Below are 12,580 nucleotides of genomic sequence, written 5' to 3'. Positions count from 1 at the left end.
CAGGCGTCGGCGCCCAGCGCCATCAATGCGTTGAGCTTGTCCTGCGCGCCTGCCTGCAGCGCCATCGCGGCCTGGCCGCTGAAAACGCCGGCCGCTGCCAGAGCCGCCAAATCCACGATCTGGTCGCCAATGGCCACACCGCCGCGAAAGGCTTCGGTGCTGCCCCGGCGGCGAAAGACCGCAAACGGCAGGTTCTGGATCGGAAAGTCGGTGCCCGCCTGATTGGCGGACGCGAGCCAGCTGCGCAGCGCCGGGTCGTGGGTTTCATTGAGTGGCGTCATGGTCGTCATGGGCGTTATTGTCCGGCCATGCTGCCGTCATGCATCCAGCGCGCATGCTGGGGGGCTTTCTTGGTGACGGCCCATTCATTGAGCATGTCCCACTTGGCCTCGTCGAGCATCTTCGCCATCTTCGGCGTGCCGGTGTTGGCGCACAACTCCAGCCGGTGGCCGCTCGGGTCAAAGAAATAGATGGACTTGAATATCGTGTGGTCGGTCGGGCCCAGCACGTCAATGCCACCCGCCTCCAGCCGGGCCTTGGCGTCCATCAGCGCGTCCATCGATTCGACCTGCAGCGCCAGGTGCTGGGTCCACTCGGGGGTGTTGGGGTCGCGGCCCATCGGCGGCTGCGTCGGCAGCTCGAAAAAAGCCAGCACGTTGCCGTTGCCGGCATCGAGAAAAACATGCATGTACGGGTCTGGCGCCTTGGTCGAGGGCACTTCATCCTCGGCAATCGCCAGGATGAATTTCATGTCCAGGTACTTGCCGTACCACTCGACGGTTTGCTTGGCGTCCTTGCAGCGGTAGGCGACGTGGTGGATTTTCTGGATGTTCATGGTGACCTCTAACGTTGGGTTGTCAGGTGGAGACAGGCTTGCAAAAGCGTCACAGGTCGCGAAGCGCGGTCTGGACATGGGTTTCAAACAGCCGGGCATCGGCCAGTGCGTTGGCATTGAGCAATGCCAGTTTTACCAAAAAGAGTTCGGCCTTGCCAGGGCCAGCCTGGTCAATGGCGCTTGCCAGGGCGTCGTACACGGTTTCCAGGCCGGCAAGGGGCAGGGTGTTTTTGGGGACGGTCATGGAATTTTCCGGTTCACTGGGGCAGGGCGATGTTGAAGGCCGCTTGCAGGCGCGTGGCGTCCAGCGTCAGCCAGCGCGCGCAGACATGCTGGTCAGGCCGCAGCAGGTAGGCGGCGCCGCTGGCCTGCACGCCATAGCGCTGGCGGAAGTGGCCGTCGGCGTCCGCCAGCGTCAGGTCGGCGCCGGCCACGGGCTGCACGGCGCCTACGGCCGTCACCCTGAGAGGCACGCCCCGGGCGCGCGTGACCGCCACTACTTGCTGCAGAGGTTCGGGAATTTCCGCCGCCTGCGTGAAGTACAGCAACTCAAAGCCGCCGCCCAGGTGGTCGAGCAAAAAGTCGTCTGGCGCCAGGCGGATGTTTTGCGGCGGCGCGCCGTGCGCCGGGCCGGAACGGAACAGCGCGTTGTCGTCGCCCGGGCTGTTGAGCATCGAGGCGCTGTACTCGTGCGGACGCGAGGTGCGCCAGTGGTAGAGCGGCCGCACGAATGCCTCGGTCAGCGACAACGACAGCACGGCGTCGCGCAGCAGGCGAAAACCCGGGCTGGGCGGCGCCATGAAGCGCGTGCTCTTGCCGGCCTCGTCGATGATCTCCCGCGCCGCGCCGACGCGTTCGGTGCTGTGGTTATTGAGCAGCGTTTCACCCGCCAGGCCCCGCACGACGAAGGCCAGGTGCCAGGCCAGCGATTGCGCATCCTGAAACGCCGTGTTCGCGCCGCGCACGCCGAAGATCGGCAACAGGTGCGCCGCGTCGCCAGTGAAGACCACGCGGCCCTGCACATAGTCGGGCAATGTCAGCGTGCGCGCCGAATACACCGAGTTCCAGTCCATTTCCCACGGCACGCCGGCGTGGCCGATCATGGCCAGCTGCGCGTCGATGCGCGTCTTGAGCGATTCAGGCCTGAGCGCCTGCTCGGGCGTCTCGCCGGGCGGCAGCTGGTAGTCCACGCGCCAGATGCCGTGCGGCTCGCGGTGCATCAGAATGGTGTTGCCGGGGTTCCATTCAGGGTCGAAGTAGGCCAGTCGCTCGGTCGGCAGCGGCAGGTCGATCCGGATGTCGGCAATGACGAACAGGCCCTCGTACGACGAGCCTTCCATCTGCAGCTTCAGGGCTGCGCGGATGTCCGAGCGGCCCCCGTCGGCGGCCACCAGCCAGTCGGTTTCCAGCATGTACGGGCCTTCGGGCGTGTCGATGCTCACGCGGGCCAGGCCGGGCGCCTGCTCGATCCCGACCACCTTGTTGCCCCAGCGCAGGTCGATCAACGGGCTGGCCTGGCAGGCGTCGATCAGGTATTCCTCCAGGTACTGCTGCTGGATGTTGAGCATCGGAAAAAATCGGTCGTCCGCGTCGTGCGGCGCTTCCATGCGGAACACGCGCTGGCCCCGGTAGTAGGAGTTGCCGAAGCGCCAGGGCAGTCCGCCCGCGCTCATGCGGCCGGCCACGCCGACCTGCTGCAAAATTTCCATCGAGCGGCGGGTGAACACGATGGCGCGGCTGCCTTGCGAGACCTGAAGCTCCGGCGTCAGCACCACACTGGGAACGCCCAGGCGCGCCAGTTCCAGCGCCGTCACCATGCCCGCAGGGCCAGCGCCGGCAATCACCACCTGCTGGCGTGCCTGCGCCGCATGCGCCGAGGGCAGCCAGGGTTTGAACACCTGGTAGCGGTAATAGATCGACGGGCGGGCTTCGGTGGCGGGTTGGTGCATGGGGGTTTCAGTACGCGAATCGAGTAAATTGGTTGCGCGTACAACCATTATTGAAGGTTTCAACGACATCGACTTCAGTAGTTACCCTGATGTCATATCCATACCCAAGCCTGAAGGATGCTGGCGCTGCACGAGGGCGGTGACGTCACGTATAGTGATTCGGTCACCACTTTTCGAACCACGGCGCTGCGATGTCTTCCCCACCTGATTCGGTATCTCTCGAACGCCTGTTCACCCACCGCTTGCATACGCTGACCAAGCTCACCGACCGGCTCACCCAGGGCGCTTACCTGAGCGACGCCGGCATTGCCTTGAGCGAAGGGCGCTGTCTGTCGGCCATCGGGAGTTTCAAGCCCTTGTCGGTCAAGGACCTGGCCTACCGGGCCAACCTGGACAAGGGCCAGGCCAGCCGCGCCGCCCAGTCGCTGGTCGATCAGGGCCTGGTGCGCAAGCAGGCCAGTGCCATCGATGGGCGCGGCGTCGTGCTGACGCTGACAACGGCCGGCGAGGCGGTGTGCGAGCGCCTGATGCGCGTGATCGGGCGCCGCAATGACGAGATCGTTTCCTGCCTGGATGCCGCAGAGCGCGCGCAACTGGACCACCTGCTTGACCGGCTGGTCGAGCATGCGCGGCTGGCGCTTGGGGGCGCCGCAGACGCGGATGCGTGAGCAGCGGGGCAATGCAGTCATCGCCCCGCTGAAAGCTGCTCCCGGGTGGGTACATACCCGGTTGTGCACACAACCATATTTTTTTATCATCGGCCTCTTTTGTCTGCCCGGTGCCGCGTGTCCTTCGCTGAACCCGTGCAGGTTTCCCTGATCCGAATGACCTGACATCACTGGAGTTTCCATGCACTATCCCCAGACCCTGCGCCGCTGGATCAGCGTCGCCACACTCGCCGTGCCGCTGGCGGCGGCTGCGGCCTATCCCGACAAGTCCATCGAATGGGTCGTTCCCTATCCGGCAGGCGGCGGCTCGGACGTGGTGGCGCGCATTTTGTCGCTGCCCATGAGCCAGACGCTGGGCCAGCCCATCATCATCAGCAACAAGCCTGGCGCCGCCACCAATATCGGCGCCGACTATGCCGCCAAGGCCAGGCCAGACGGCTATGTCATGCTGACCGGCGACACGGCCACCATGGCGGCCAACCCGGCGCTATATTCCAAGCTCAGCTACAACGTCGAAAAAGACTTCACGCCGGTTGGCCTGATGGCGCGATTCCCGATGATCCTGGTGGTCAATCCCAGCGTGCCGGCGAAAAACCTGGGCGAATTCCTGGCCTGGGCGAAAAAGCAGCCCAATGGCGTGAACTACGCCACGCCGGGCGCGGGCAGCCCGCACCACCTGGCGACCGAATTGTTCCGTGAACGCAGCGGGCTCAAGATGGTGCATGTGGGCTACCGGGGTGCCGCCCCGGCGGTGCAGGACGTGATCGGCGGCCAGGTGCCGATGATGTTCGTCGATACCGCCAGCGGCTACCAGCACATCCAGTCCGGCCGGCTGGTGGCGATCGGCGTCGCCAGCCCGAAGCGGATTGCCACCTTCAACACCTTGCCGACACTGGCCGAACAGGGCATGAAGGGCTTTGAAGCCTATGCCTGGCAAGGGCTGGTGGTGCCTGCCGCCACGCCGCCAGAGGCGGTTGCCACGCTGAGCCGGGCCTTGATGGCAGCGCTGGACTCCACCGAAGTCAAGGCGCGCTTCCAGACGCTGGGCCTGGAAGCGATTCCCAGCACACCGGCGCAGATGGCCGCCTATGCCAAGGCCGAGCGCGAAAAATGGGCCAAGGTGATTCGCGCCAGCAACATCCGCCTGGACTGAAGTGGCAGGCAGGTTCTGCTATGAAAAGCGTAGCTGTAGAAGCTCGTCAGGCAAGCGCAAAAGGTGGATTTTGTTGGAAAGACGCAACTGTCTGGCATTGCCCGTGACACAGGGCGGCGAGTCCGCACGACGCCTCCCCTCTGGAGCAAGGCGGGGAGGGGACCAGTGGGCGTGAATTGCCCACGAAAAATCGCTATCGGGGAGCCCTCACCCCAGCCCTTTCCCAGAGGGAGAGGGAGTAAGACGGGACTGCATTCGACAAGCTGAGCAGTTACGGCAAGACAGCGCTTGATCCGACGGCTGGCCTCTCGGCAACAGTGCCTACCAGCGCAGCACACGCGGCCCCAGCAGCGCGCCGGCTGCCGTCGGAATCGCGATGCCCAGCACATACCAGACCGCCAGAAAAGGCGCGGCCGACTCCGGGCAGTGCAGCGAATACACCAGCGCGCCCAGCGCCCCGGCCAGCAGCCCGGCACTGGCTCCGGCAAGCGCCAGGCGGGTCGGAGCCAGGCCCTTGAACGCCCACAGGGTTGACGCGAACAGCGGCAGCGAGAGCAGCGCAATGTTGAACGGGCAGCTCTTCCAGGTGTCGCCCAGAACCAGCGCGGCGCGCTGTGCCGGCGCCGCGTTGGCCAGCACCACGGCAGCCATCAGCCACAGCAGCAGCACCGGCAAGGCCAGCGCGGCATTCACCCGTCCCAGGTGCATGCCGGGGCGGGCCAGCCGTTCGGCAGCGGCCAGGCCGGCCAGGGCCAGCGCGGCCGCAAAACCCGGCTTGAGCCAGAACATCAGCGTGCCGGCTTCTTCGGCCAGGTCGGGGCGCAGGCCCAGGGCGACGACCAGCAGCAGGACCGCACCCGGCAGGCCCCAGCCCAGCGCCACGGCAAAGCGCCGGCCCACGGCGTGGGCCGGCACCGGCGCGACTCCGGCCGACAGCAGGTTGACAAGTTCATCGGTCTTCATGCAATTCCCTTGATTTTGGCGGCCAGCGCCTTCAGGCCCCGGTGCACGCCGATCTTGATGGCCGATTCCGACATGCCGGTGAGCTGTGCCGCCTCGACCACGGACAGGCCTTCGAGCTTGACGTGCACGATGGGCAGCCGCTGCCGGTCGGGCAGGCCGGCCAGCAGCGTGTCCAGGTCTTTTTTCGCCTCCCGGGCCTCGGTGTCGGACGCGGCAAACAACTCCAGCTCGTCGTCCAGCGGAACATTCAGCGACTCGCCGGATGCGCGGGCGCGCAGCAGGTCGATCAGCTTGTAGCGCGCAATCGCATGCATCCAGGCGGTCAGGGGCTGGTCGGCGCGGTAGGTGTGCCGCTGGTTGTGCACCGCAAGCAGGGTGTCTTGCACAAGGTCTTCCACTTCATCGGGTCGCTCGAAAAGCCGCTTCCTGAAATAAGCCCGCAGGTGCGCGCTCAATGCCTTCAGGAACTGGTGATAGGCCGCCGCATCGCCGTCCAGGCCTTGCAGCATCAGGCCACGCAACCGGCTTTCGGTGTCGGTGAACCGGCGGTCTCTTTCTTCTATTCGGTCCATGCAGGCTTTGGGTTACAGCGTGGGGGAAAAATATTTTTTAAAAATAATTCGCTGGCGTGTAACCGGCTGCCGGGTTGCGCCGAACTACTGGGCAGACTGTAGCGGAGTCTTTCCGCCAGGTCTGCAGACCAGCGCCCTTCGCGCCGCCTGCCTGTTCAACCCTTTGTTTTCAACTGGAGTTACTTTCATGATCACTCGTTCCCTCGCACTCGGCACACTCGCCCTTGCCGCACTCGCCTCTGGTGCCGCCATCGCCCAGGACAAGCCCATGGAAGGCAAACCGGCCATGGAAAAATGCTTCGGCGTTTCCCTGGCCGGCAAGAACGACTGCGCCGCCGGACCCGGCACCACCTGCGCCGGCACGTCGAAGACCGACTACCAGGGCAATGCCTGGAAGCAGGTGCCCGCCGGTAGCTGCACCACCATCAAGACGCCCAAGGGCATGGGCTCGCTCAGCGCCATCAAGGCCTGAGCGCCTCTCAGGACGCACGCCATGAACCCCACCCGCCTGAGCGCAGGCCTGGGCCTCAAGCCCGCGCATTTCAGCGAAGCCCTGGCCTGCCTTGATGCCGGGCTGTGGTTCGAGGTGCATCCGGAAAACTATGCCGTGGCCGGTGGCCCGAGGCTGGCCTGGCTCGACGCCATCCGGTCCCGGCATCCGCTGTCGCTGCACGGCGTGTCGCTCTCGCTGGCGGCCGATGCGCCGCCTGATGCGGCCCACCTGGCATGGCTGGCCGCGCTGGCTGACCGCATCGAGCCGGCGCTGGTGTCCGAGCACCTGGCCTGGTCGGCCTGGCGCGGCAGCTACCTGCCCGACCTGCTGCCCATTGCCCGCACGCAGGCAGCCTTGCTGCGCGTGGCCGGCAACATTGCCCGCACCCAGGATGCCCTTGGGCGGCGCATCGCCATTGAAAACCCGTCCCACTACCTGCGCATTCAGGGCCATGCATGGGACGAGGTTGATTTTTTGCAGGAACTCGCGCGCCGCACCGGCTGCGGCCTGCTGCTTGATGTGAACAATGTGCATGTCAGCGCCAACAACCTCGGGTTTTGCGCCGAAGCCTATATCGACGCCTTCCCCGGTGAGGCGGTGATGGAAGTCCACCTGGCGGGCCACACGCCCGACCCGGTGCTGGGCCAGGCGCTGCTGGTGGATTCGCACGATGCGCCGGTCGCACCCAAGGTATGGGCACTGTATGAACGCTTGACTGCGCGCATCGGCCCGCGCCCGACGCTGATCGAGCGCGATGACCAGCTGCCGCCTTTTGCCGAGCTGCTGGCCGAACGCCGTCAGGCGCATGCGCTGCTGCAGGGCCAGCCGCACGAAAAGCTGGCGCCGGAAAAAGTGGCGCTGGCGTCATGACCACCGAACTCTCGCGTTTCCAGGACCGCTTTGTCCAGGCGCTGTGGGCATTGCCCGATGCGCTGCCTGGCCCCCTGCGCGACCTCGCGGACCAGCCCGGATTCGCGGTGTACCGCAACACCGTCATCCGGGGCTGCATCGATGCCCTGCAGGCCAACTACCCGGCGGTGTTGCGGCTGGTGGGCGAGGACTGGTTTCGCGCCGCCGCCGCCCTGCATGTGCGCGCGCAGCCGCCTGGCGACGTCCGGCTGCTGATGTACGGCGCGGATTTTCCCGCCTTTCTGGCGGGCTTTGCGCCGGCAGCAGACTTGCCCTACCTGCCCGGCGTGGCCCGGCTCGACCGCTTCTGGACCGAGGCGCATGTGGCGGCAGATGCGCCGGCACTTGCGCCCTCGGCGCTGGCCGGCCTGCCGCCGGAGCAACTGGGCGATCTGGTGCTGCAGCCGCATCCGGCCGCGCGCTGGGCCTGGTTCGACGGCCAGCCGATCTACACCCTCTGGCAGCGCAACCGGCCTGGCGCCCCGGACGGCATGGACAGCGACGATGCGCTGGACTGGACCGGCGAGGGCGCGCTGCTGACCCGGCCCGGCGACGCCGTCAGCTGGAGCGCGCTGGAGGCGGGCGGCTGCGCATTCCTCGATGCCTGCGCCGCCGGGCGTCCGCTGGCGCTGGCGGCTGATGAAGCGCTGGCCCGGCAGCCCGACTGCGACCTGGCACGGCTGATGACCACGCTGCTGCAGGCCGGCGCCTTTTGCAGCGCGCAGACGTATCCCACCCCGAACCACCAGGAGCTGACATGAACCCCGTTTTGTCCACGATGACGGCCGCCGACGCCACCCGCAATCCGCAACCCGCCGGGCTGCGCGGCCTCTGGCACGGCCTGGCCGGCCGGCTCACCCGACTGGTGCCGCATGACGCCCTGGCGCTGGTGAACCGGGTCGCCATTGCCGCCATCTTTTTCATGTCCGGCCGCACCAAGGTGGAAGGCTGGCTGACGGTCACCGACAGCGCCTATTCGCTGTTTCGGGACGAATACCGGCTGCCGCTGGTTCCGGTCGAAATCGCCGCGAATGCGGCCGCCTGGGCCGAGCACCTGTTTCCCTTGCTGCTGGTGCTGGGCCTGTTCACCCGGCTGTCCGCCCTGGCGCTGCTGGGCATGACGCTGGTGATCCAGGTGTTTGTCTATCCCGACGCCTGGCCGACGCACCTGTCCTGGGCCGGCCTGCTGCTCTATCTGGTGGGACGCGGCGCCGGAACGCTGTCATTGGACCGGCTGTTTCGCATTCGTTAATGCTCTTGAAACAATAGCTGCCAGCGCCGGTCTGTAATGCGCAAAAGCCTGATTTGATTGCTGAAATGCCGCGCAGCAGACTTCCGCTCAGGCGACCGGCGGCACCAGGATGGTCGGTGCGGCTGGCGCGGCCAGTTCGGGATAGTCGCGGCTGAAATGCAGGCCCCGGCTTTCGCGGCGCAACTGAGCCGAGCGCACGATCAGGTCGGCCACCTGCACCAGGTTGCGCAGCTCCAGCAGGTCGCGCGTGACGTGGAAGTTCGCGTAGAACTCCTGGATTTCGGTTTTCAGCAGCGTGATGCGGTGCGCGGCGCGCTCCAGCCGCTTGTTGGTGCGCACGATGCCGACATAGTCCCACATGAAGCGGCGCAGCTCGTCCCAGTTGTGCGAGATGACGACGGCCTCGTCGGCGTCGGTCACGCGGCTGTCGTCCCATGGCGGCACGTCGGGCATCAAGGCGCCGGGCGCAGCCGCAATCGCCTGGGCGGCAGCGCGGGCAAACACCATGCATTCGAGCAGCGAGTTGCTCGCCAGCCGGTTCGCGCCGTGCAGGCCGGTGCAGGCGGTTTCGCCAATAGCAAACAGGCCGGGCAGGTCGGTGCGGCCGGCCAGGTCGGTCAGCACGCCGCCGCAGGTGTAGTGCGCGGCCGGCACCACGGGAATCGGCTGGGTTGTGATGTCGATGCCCAGCCCGGCGCATTTCGCAAGGATGTTGGGAAAATGCTCGTGCAAAAACTCGGGGCTCTGGTGCGAGATGTCGAGGTGTACGCAGTCCAGGCCACGCTTTTTCATCTCGTAGTCGATGGCGCGGGCCACCACATCGCGCGGCGCCAGTTCGGCACGGGCGTCGTGTCCGGGCATGAAGCGCGTGCCGTCGGGCAATTTCAGTTGCCCGCCTTCGCCGCGCACGGCTTCGCTGATCAGGTAGGACTTGGCCAGCGGGTGGTACAGGCAGGTCGGGTGGAACTGGATGAACTCTAGGTTGGCGACGCGGCAGCCGGCGCGCCAGGCGCTGGCGATGCCGTCGCCGGTGGCGGTGTCGGGGTTGGTGGTGTAGAGGTACACCTTGCCCGCGCCGCCCGTGGCCAGGATGGTTTGCGGCGCGCGAAAGGTCAGCACCTCGTCGGTGGCGTCGTCCAGCGCGTACAGGCCCAGGCAGCGCTGCGGGCCGGGCAAACCCAGCTTGCGCGAGGTGATCACATCGACCAGCGTGTGGTCTTCAAACACCGTGATGCCGGGCGTGCTTCGCACCACGTCGATCAGCGTGCGCTGCACCGCCGCGCCGGTGGCGTCGGTGACGTGGGCGATGCGGCGCGCGCCGTGGCCGCCCTCGCGCGTCAGGTGCAGGTGGTCGCCTTCGAGCGAAAACGGCACGCCCAGTTCGCGCAGCCAGGCAATCGCGGCGGGTGCGTTTTCCACCACGAAGCGCGTGGTGGCCAGGTCGCACAGCCCGGCGCCGGCCACCAGCGTGTCGCTGATGTGGGCTTCAAAGGTGTCGCCGTCCGCTAGCACGGCCGCAATGCCGCCCTGCGCCCAGCCGCTGGAGCCGTCGCTGATGGCGCGCTTGGTGATGACGGCCACGCGGTGCGTGGGCGCCAGGTGCAGCGCGGCGGACAGGCCGGCCAGACCGCTGCCCACGATCAAAACATCGAAATCATGCGTCATGGTGGGCCGGGCCTTGCAGGTTGGGGAAGTAGGATTGAAACATCAGGCTGGCGTGTAGGCCAGGCGAACATAGATGGGTGCAAACGATTCGGCCTGGGTGATCTCCAGCAGGCATTCCTTGGCCAGCTCCAGCAGCGCGATGAAGGTGACGACCAGCACCGGCATGCCGCGCGCGGCATCGAACAGCTCCTCGAACTCCAGGAACTTGCGGCCCTGCAGCCGGCGCAGCACGATGCTCATGTGCTCGCGCACCGAGAGTTCCTCGCGGCTGATGACATGGTGCTGGACCAGTTTGGCGCGCTGCACGATGCCCTGCCACGCTTCCTGCAAATCGACCAGCGTGACATCGGGCAGGCGCGGCTCGGTGGATTGTTCGACATGCACCTGCGCCACGGCAAAATCGCGGCCACGTTGCGGCAGGGTGTTGAGCCGGTGCGCGGCGAGTTTGATGCGCTCGTATTCCAGCAGGCGGCGCACCAGCTCGGCGCGCGGGTCCTCGGCCTCCGGGCCTTCGGCTGCCTTGCGCGGCGGCAGCAGCATGCGCGACTTGATCTCGATCAGCATCGCGGCCATCAACAGGTATTCGGCCGCCAGCTCCAGGTTGGTGGCGCGGATTTCATCGACATAGGCCAGGTATTGCCGCGTCACCGCCGCCATCGGAATGTCGAGGATGTTGAAATTTTGCTTGCGGATCAGGTACAGCAGCAGGTCCAGCGGGCCTTCGAAGGCTTCGAGGAAGACCTTCAACGCATCGGGCGGGATGTACAGGTCCTTGGGCATGGCGAACATCGGTTCGCCATAGAGCCGGGCCAGCGCGACCGGGTCAACCAACCCCGGAAGTTCAGGGTTGAGCGCTGCGCGCAAGGCCGCATCGTCAGCGGAGTGCAGTTCCTGCACGGGAAAGGGGGAGGTTGGCATCAGGGCAGCAGCGGGAGGAATCGGTTCATGGGCTTGCCACCATGGAAAACAGGCTGCCTTTCGCCGGCTGGCCGCCAGCTAAAACCGCCATGCGCAATGACGGAAATCAGTCGCCGTTGGGATGGGCGCTGGTGCCATAGACATAGGCCTGCTGCGCCACGCGCGCCTCGCCGTAGTCCGCCTGGTCGGCCAGGTTTAGGTTCTTGTCCCACCAGATGGCGCGGCCGGCGCGCTGCTCGGCTTCCAGGGTCGGCTTCTTCGCCTTCAGATCGTCGATGAACGAGGTGATTTCAGAGGTGTAATGGGTGCGTTGAAAAATGGACATGGTTCTGGACCGCCTAAAACGTATAGTTGCTGGATTTTACCGGGGTCTGCCATGCATTCATCCATTCGTCGGCCCGTCGTGGCCGAAACGACTCGTTTATCTGCGGTTTTGCCAATGGCTTCGAAAAGGGCGGTGCTGACTATGGGCTTGCTGTCGTTCATCCTGGGCCTGGCCGGCTGCGACCAGGAGCGCATCAAGGAACTGGAGGAGGGCGTTTCCACAGAAGCCGACGTGCGGGCGCGCTTTGGCGTGCCCGAGAAAGTCTGGGAGGCGTCTGACATGGCGTCGCTGCCGATGCCGGGCGCAGCCAGCGAGCCGGGCGCCCGCACGCTGGAGTACAACCGCCAGCCGGCGGGCAATGTCAATTACATGATCACCATCGGCCCCGACGGCCGGATGACCGCGCTGCGCCAGGTGCTCACGCCGCAAAATTTCGCCCGCGTGCTGCCCGGCATGCCCATGGAAACAGTGCGCAAGATGCTGGGCAAGCCGATGAAGGTCACGCCCTATGCGCTCAAGCGCGAAACGCATTACGACTGGCGCTACCTGAACCCGCCGAACACCGCGATGATCTTTACTGTGGTGTTTGACCCCGACCTGCGCGTGCTGGGCACCGCGTCTGCTGACGAGGAAAGCGTCTACCCGAAAAGCCGCTAGGGGCGGGCTCTTCTTTTCCTGCGCTTGCGTGTCATGCTTGAAATGACACGGCGAGAAAGTTGTTTCAACAATGCGTTGAGTGGTTGCTGTTTTTCTGTTCTTTGGCTTTGGTTGGTTTCTTCTGTGTTTTGAGGGGTGAGCGCCTTCCCGGCGGGGGGTGACTTTCTTTTCTGGCAAAAAAGAAAGTCACCAAAGAAAGTTGCCTGGGGGGCGGGAGCGGA

The 12,580-nt window shown here is 65.7% G+C and carries 16 protein-coding genes and 1 pseudogene; 7 read left to right on the top strand and 10 right to left on the bottom strand.

Annotated elements, in window-relative coordinates:
• The 4 genes and pseudogenes from GZ092_RS20780 to GZ092_RS20765 form a co-directional block, all read right to left on the bottom strand.
• Positions 1-281 (bottom strand): annotated as a pseudogene (locus GZ092_RS20780) (fumarylacetoacetase); the annotation flags it as partial.
• Positions 282-295: 14 nt separating this feature from the next.
• Positions 296-835 (bottom strand): VOC family protein, encoded by a 540-nt coding sequence (locus tag GZ092_RS20775; RefSeq protein ID WP_293639201.1) that lies wholly within the window; start codon positions 833-835, stop codon positions 296-298.
• A 49-nt stretch (positions 836-884) separates the two neighbouring features.
• Complete coding sequence (locus GZ092_RS20770) at positions 885-1,079, bottom strand: DUF2783 domain-containing protein (RefSeq protein ID WP_293639200.1); 195 nt, start codon at positions 1,077-1,079, stop codon at positions 885-887.
• A 13-nt stretch (positions 1,080-1,092) separates the two neighbouring features.
• Complete coding sequence (locus GZ092_RS20765; protein WP_293639199.1) at positions 1,093-2,784, bottom strand: FAD-dependent monooxygenase; 1,692 nt, start codon at positions 2,782-2,784, stop codon at positions 1,093-1,095.
• 191 nt (positions 2,785-2,975) lie between these two features.
• Here GZ092_RS20765 and GZ092_RS20760 point away from each other — a divergent pair, with 191 nt between their 5' ends.
• Complete coding sequence (locus tag GZ092_RS20760) at positions 2,976-3,452, top strand: MarR family transcriptional regulator (protein WP_293639197.1); 477 nt, start codon at positions 2,976-2,978, stop codon at positions 3,450-3,452.
• A gap of 181 nt (positions 3,453-3,633) precedes the next feature.
• Complete coding sequence (locus tag GZ092_RS20755) at positions 3,634-4,605, top strand: tripartite tricarboxylate transporter substrate binding protein (RefSeq protein ID WP_293639195.1); 972 nt, start codon at positions 3,634-3,636, stop codon at positions 4,603-4,605.
• Positions 4,606-4,926: 321 nt separating this feature from the next.
• On the opposite strand, the gene GZ092_RS20750 is transcribed toward GZ092_RS20755, so the two are convergent.
• On the bottom strand, positions 4,927-5,568 hold the full coding sequence (locus tag GZ092_RS20750; RefSeq protein WP_293639194.1) for a DUF1109 domain-containing protein: 642 nt from the start codon (positions 5,566-5,568) through the stop codon (positions 4,927-4,929).
• A complete protein-coding gene (locus tag GZ092_RS20745) occupies positions 5,565-6,140 on the bottom strand; it encodes a sigma-70 family RNA polymerase sigma factor (protein ID WP_293639193.1) in 576 nt (191 codons plus the stop codon). Before GZ092_RS20745 ends, GZ092_RS20750 begins: the two co-directional genes overlap by 4 nt.
• A 187-nt stretch (positions 6,141-6,327) precedes the next feature.
• Here GZ092_RS20745 and GZ092_RS20740 point away from each other — a divergent pair, with 187 nt between their 5' ends.
• The 4 genes from GZ092_RS20740 to GZ092_RS20725 are packed head-to-tail and all read left to right on the top strand — an operon-like array spanning position 6,328 to position 8,794.
• Positions 6,328-6,612 carry a DUF2282 domain-containing protein gene (locus GZ092_RS20740; protein WP_293639192.1) on the top strand — a complete coding sequence of 95 codons (285 nt, stop codon included), beginning with the start codon at positions 6,328-6,330 and terminating at the stop codon, positions 6,610-6,612.
• A 21-nt stretch (positions 6,613-6,633) separates the two neighbouring features.
• A complete protein-coding gene (locus GZ092_RS20735; RefSeq protein WP_293639191.1) occupies positions 6,634-7,503 on the top strand; it encodes a DUF692 domain-containing protein in 870 nt (289 codons plus the stop codon).
• Positions 7,500-8,303, top strand: coding sequence for a DNA-binding domain-containing protein (locus GZ092_RS20730; RefSeq protein ID WP_293639190.1), 804 nt, complete (start codon positions 7,500-7,502; stop codon positions 8,301-8,303). The genes GZ092_RS20735 and GZ092_RS20730 overlap by 4 nt, the downstream gene beginning before the upstream one ends.
• Positions 8,300-8,794, top strand: a complete 495-nt coding sequence (locus tag GZ092_RS20725) for a DoxX family protein (RefSeq protein WP_293639189.1) — start codon at positions 8,300-8,302, stop codon at positions 8,792-8,794. Before GZ092_RS20730 ends, GZ092_RS20725 begins: the two co-directional genes overlap by 4 nt.
• An 87-nt stretch (positions 8,795-8,881) precedes the next feature.
• On the opposite strand, the gene nadB is transcribed toward GZ092_RS20725, so the two are convergent.
• The 3 genes from nadB to GZ092_RS20710 form a co-directional block, all read right to left on the bottom strand.
• Complete coding sequence (gene nadB, locus GZ092_RS20720) at positions 8,882-10,459, bottom strand: L-aspartate oxidase (protein ID WP_293639188.1); 1,578 nt, start codon at positions 10,457-10,459, stop codon at positions 8,882-8,884.
• Between the two features lie 42 nt (positions 10,460-10,501).
• Entirely contained in the window at positions 10,502-11,377 is an 876-nt protein-coding gene (locus tag GZ092_RS20715) for a ScpA family protein (protein ID WP_293639187.1), read from the bottom strand.
• Between the two features lie 106 nt (positions 11,378-11,483).
• Entirely contained in the window at positions 11,484-11,702 is a 219-nt protein-coding gene (locus GZ092_RS20710; protein ID WP_293639186.1) for a DUF3460 family protein, read from the bottom strand.
• A 141-nt stretch (positions 11,703-11,843) separates the two neighbouring features.
• On the opposite strand from GZ092_RS20710, the gene GZ092_RS20705 reads away from it, so the two are divergent.
• Positions 11,844-12,359 carry an outer membrane protein assembly factor BamE gene (locus GZ092_RS20705; protein ID WP_293639202.1) on the top strand — a complete coding sequence of 172 codons (516 nt, stop codon included), beginning with the start codon at positions 11,844-11,846 and terminating at the stop codon, positions 12,357-12,359.
• On the opposite strand, the gene GZ092_RS20700 is transcribed toward GZ092_RS20705, so the two are convergent.
• The coding region (locus GZ092_RS20700) for a hypothetical protein (RefSeq protein ID WP_293639185.1) at positions 12,356-12,580 on the bottom strand (225 nt) is incomplete at its 5' end. The two genes, GZ092_RS20705 and GZ092_RS20700, sit on opposite strands and share 4 nt — an antisense overlap.

It is taken from the genome of Polaromonas sp. (genome assembly GCF_010365105.1).
Lineage (GTDB): Bacteria > Pseudomonadota > Gammaproteobacteria > Burkholderiales > Burkholderiaceae_C > Polaromonas.
This window is presented reverse-complemented; position numbering and strand designations above follow the sequence as displayed.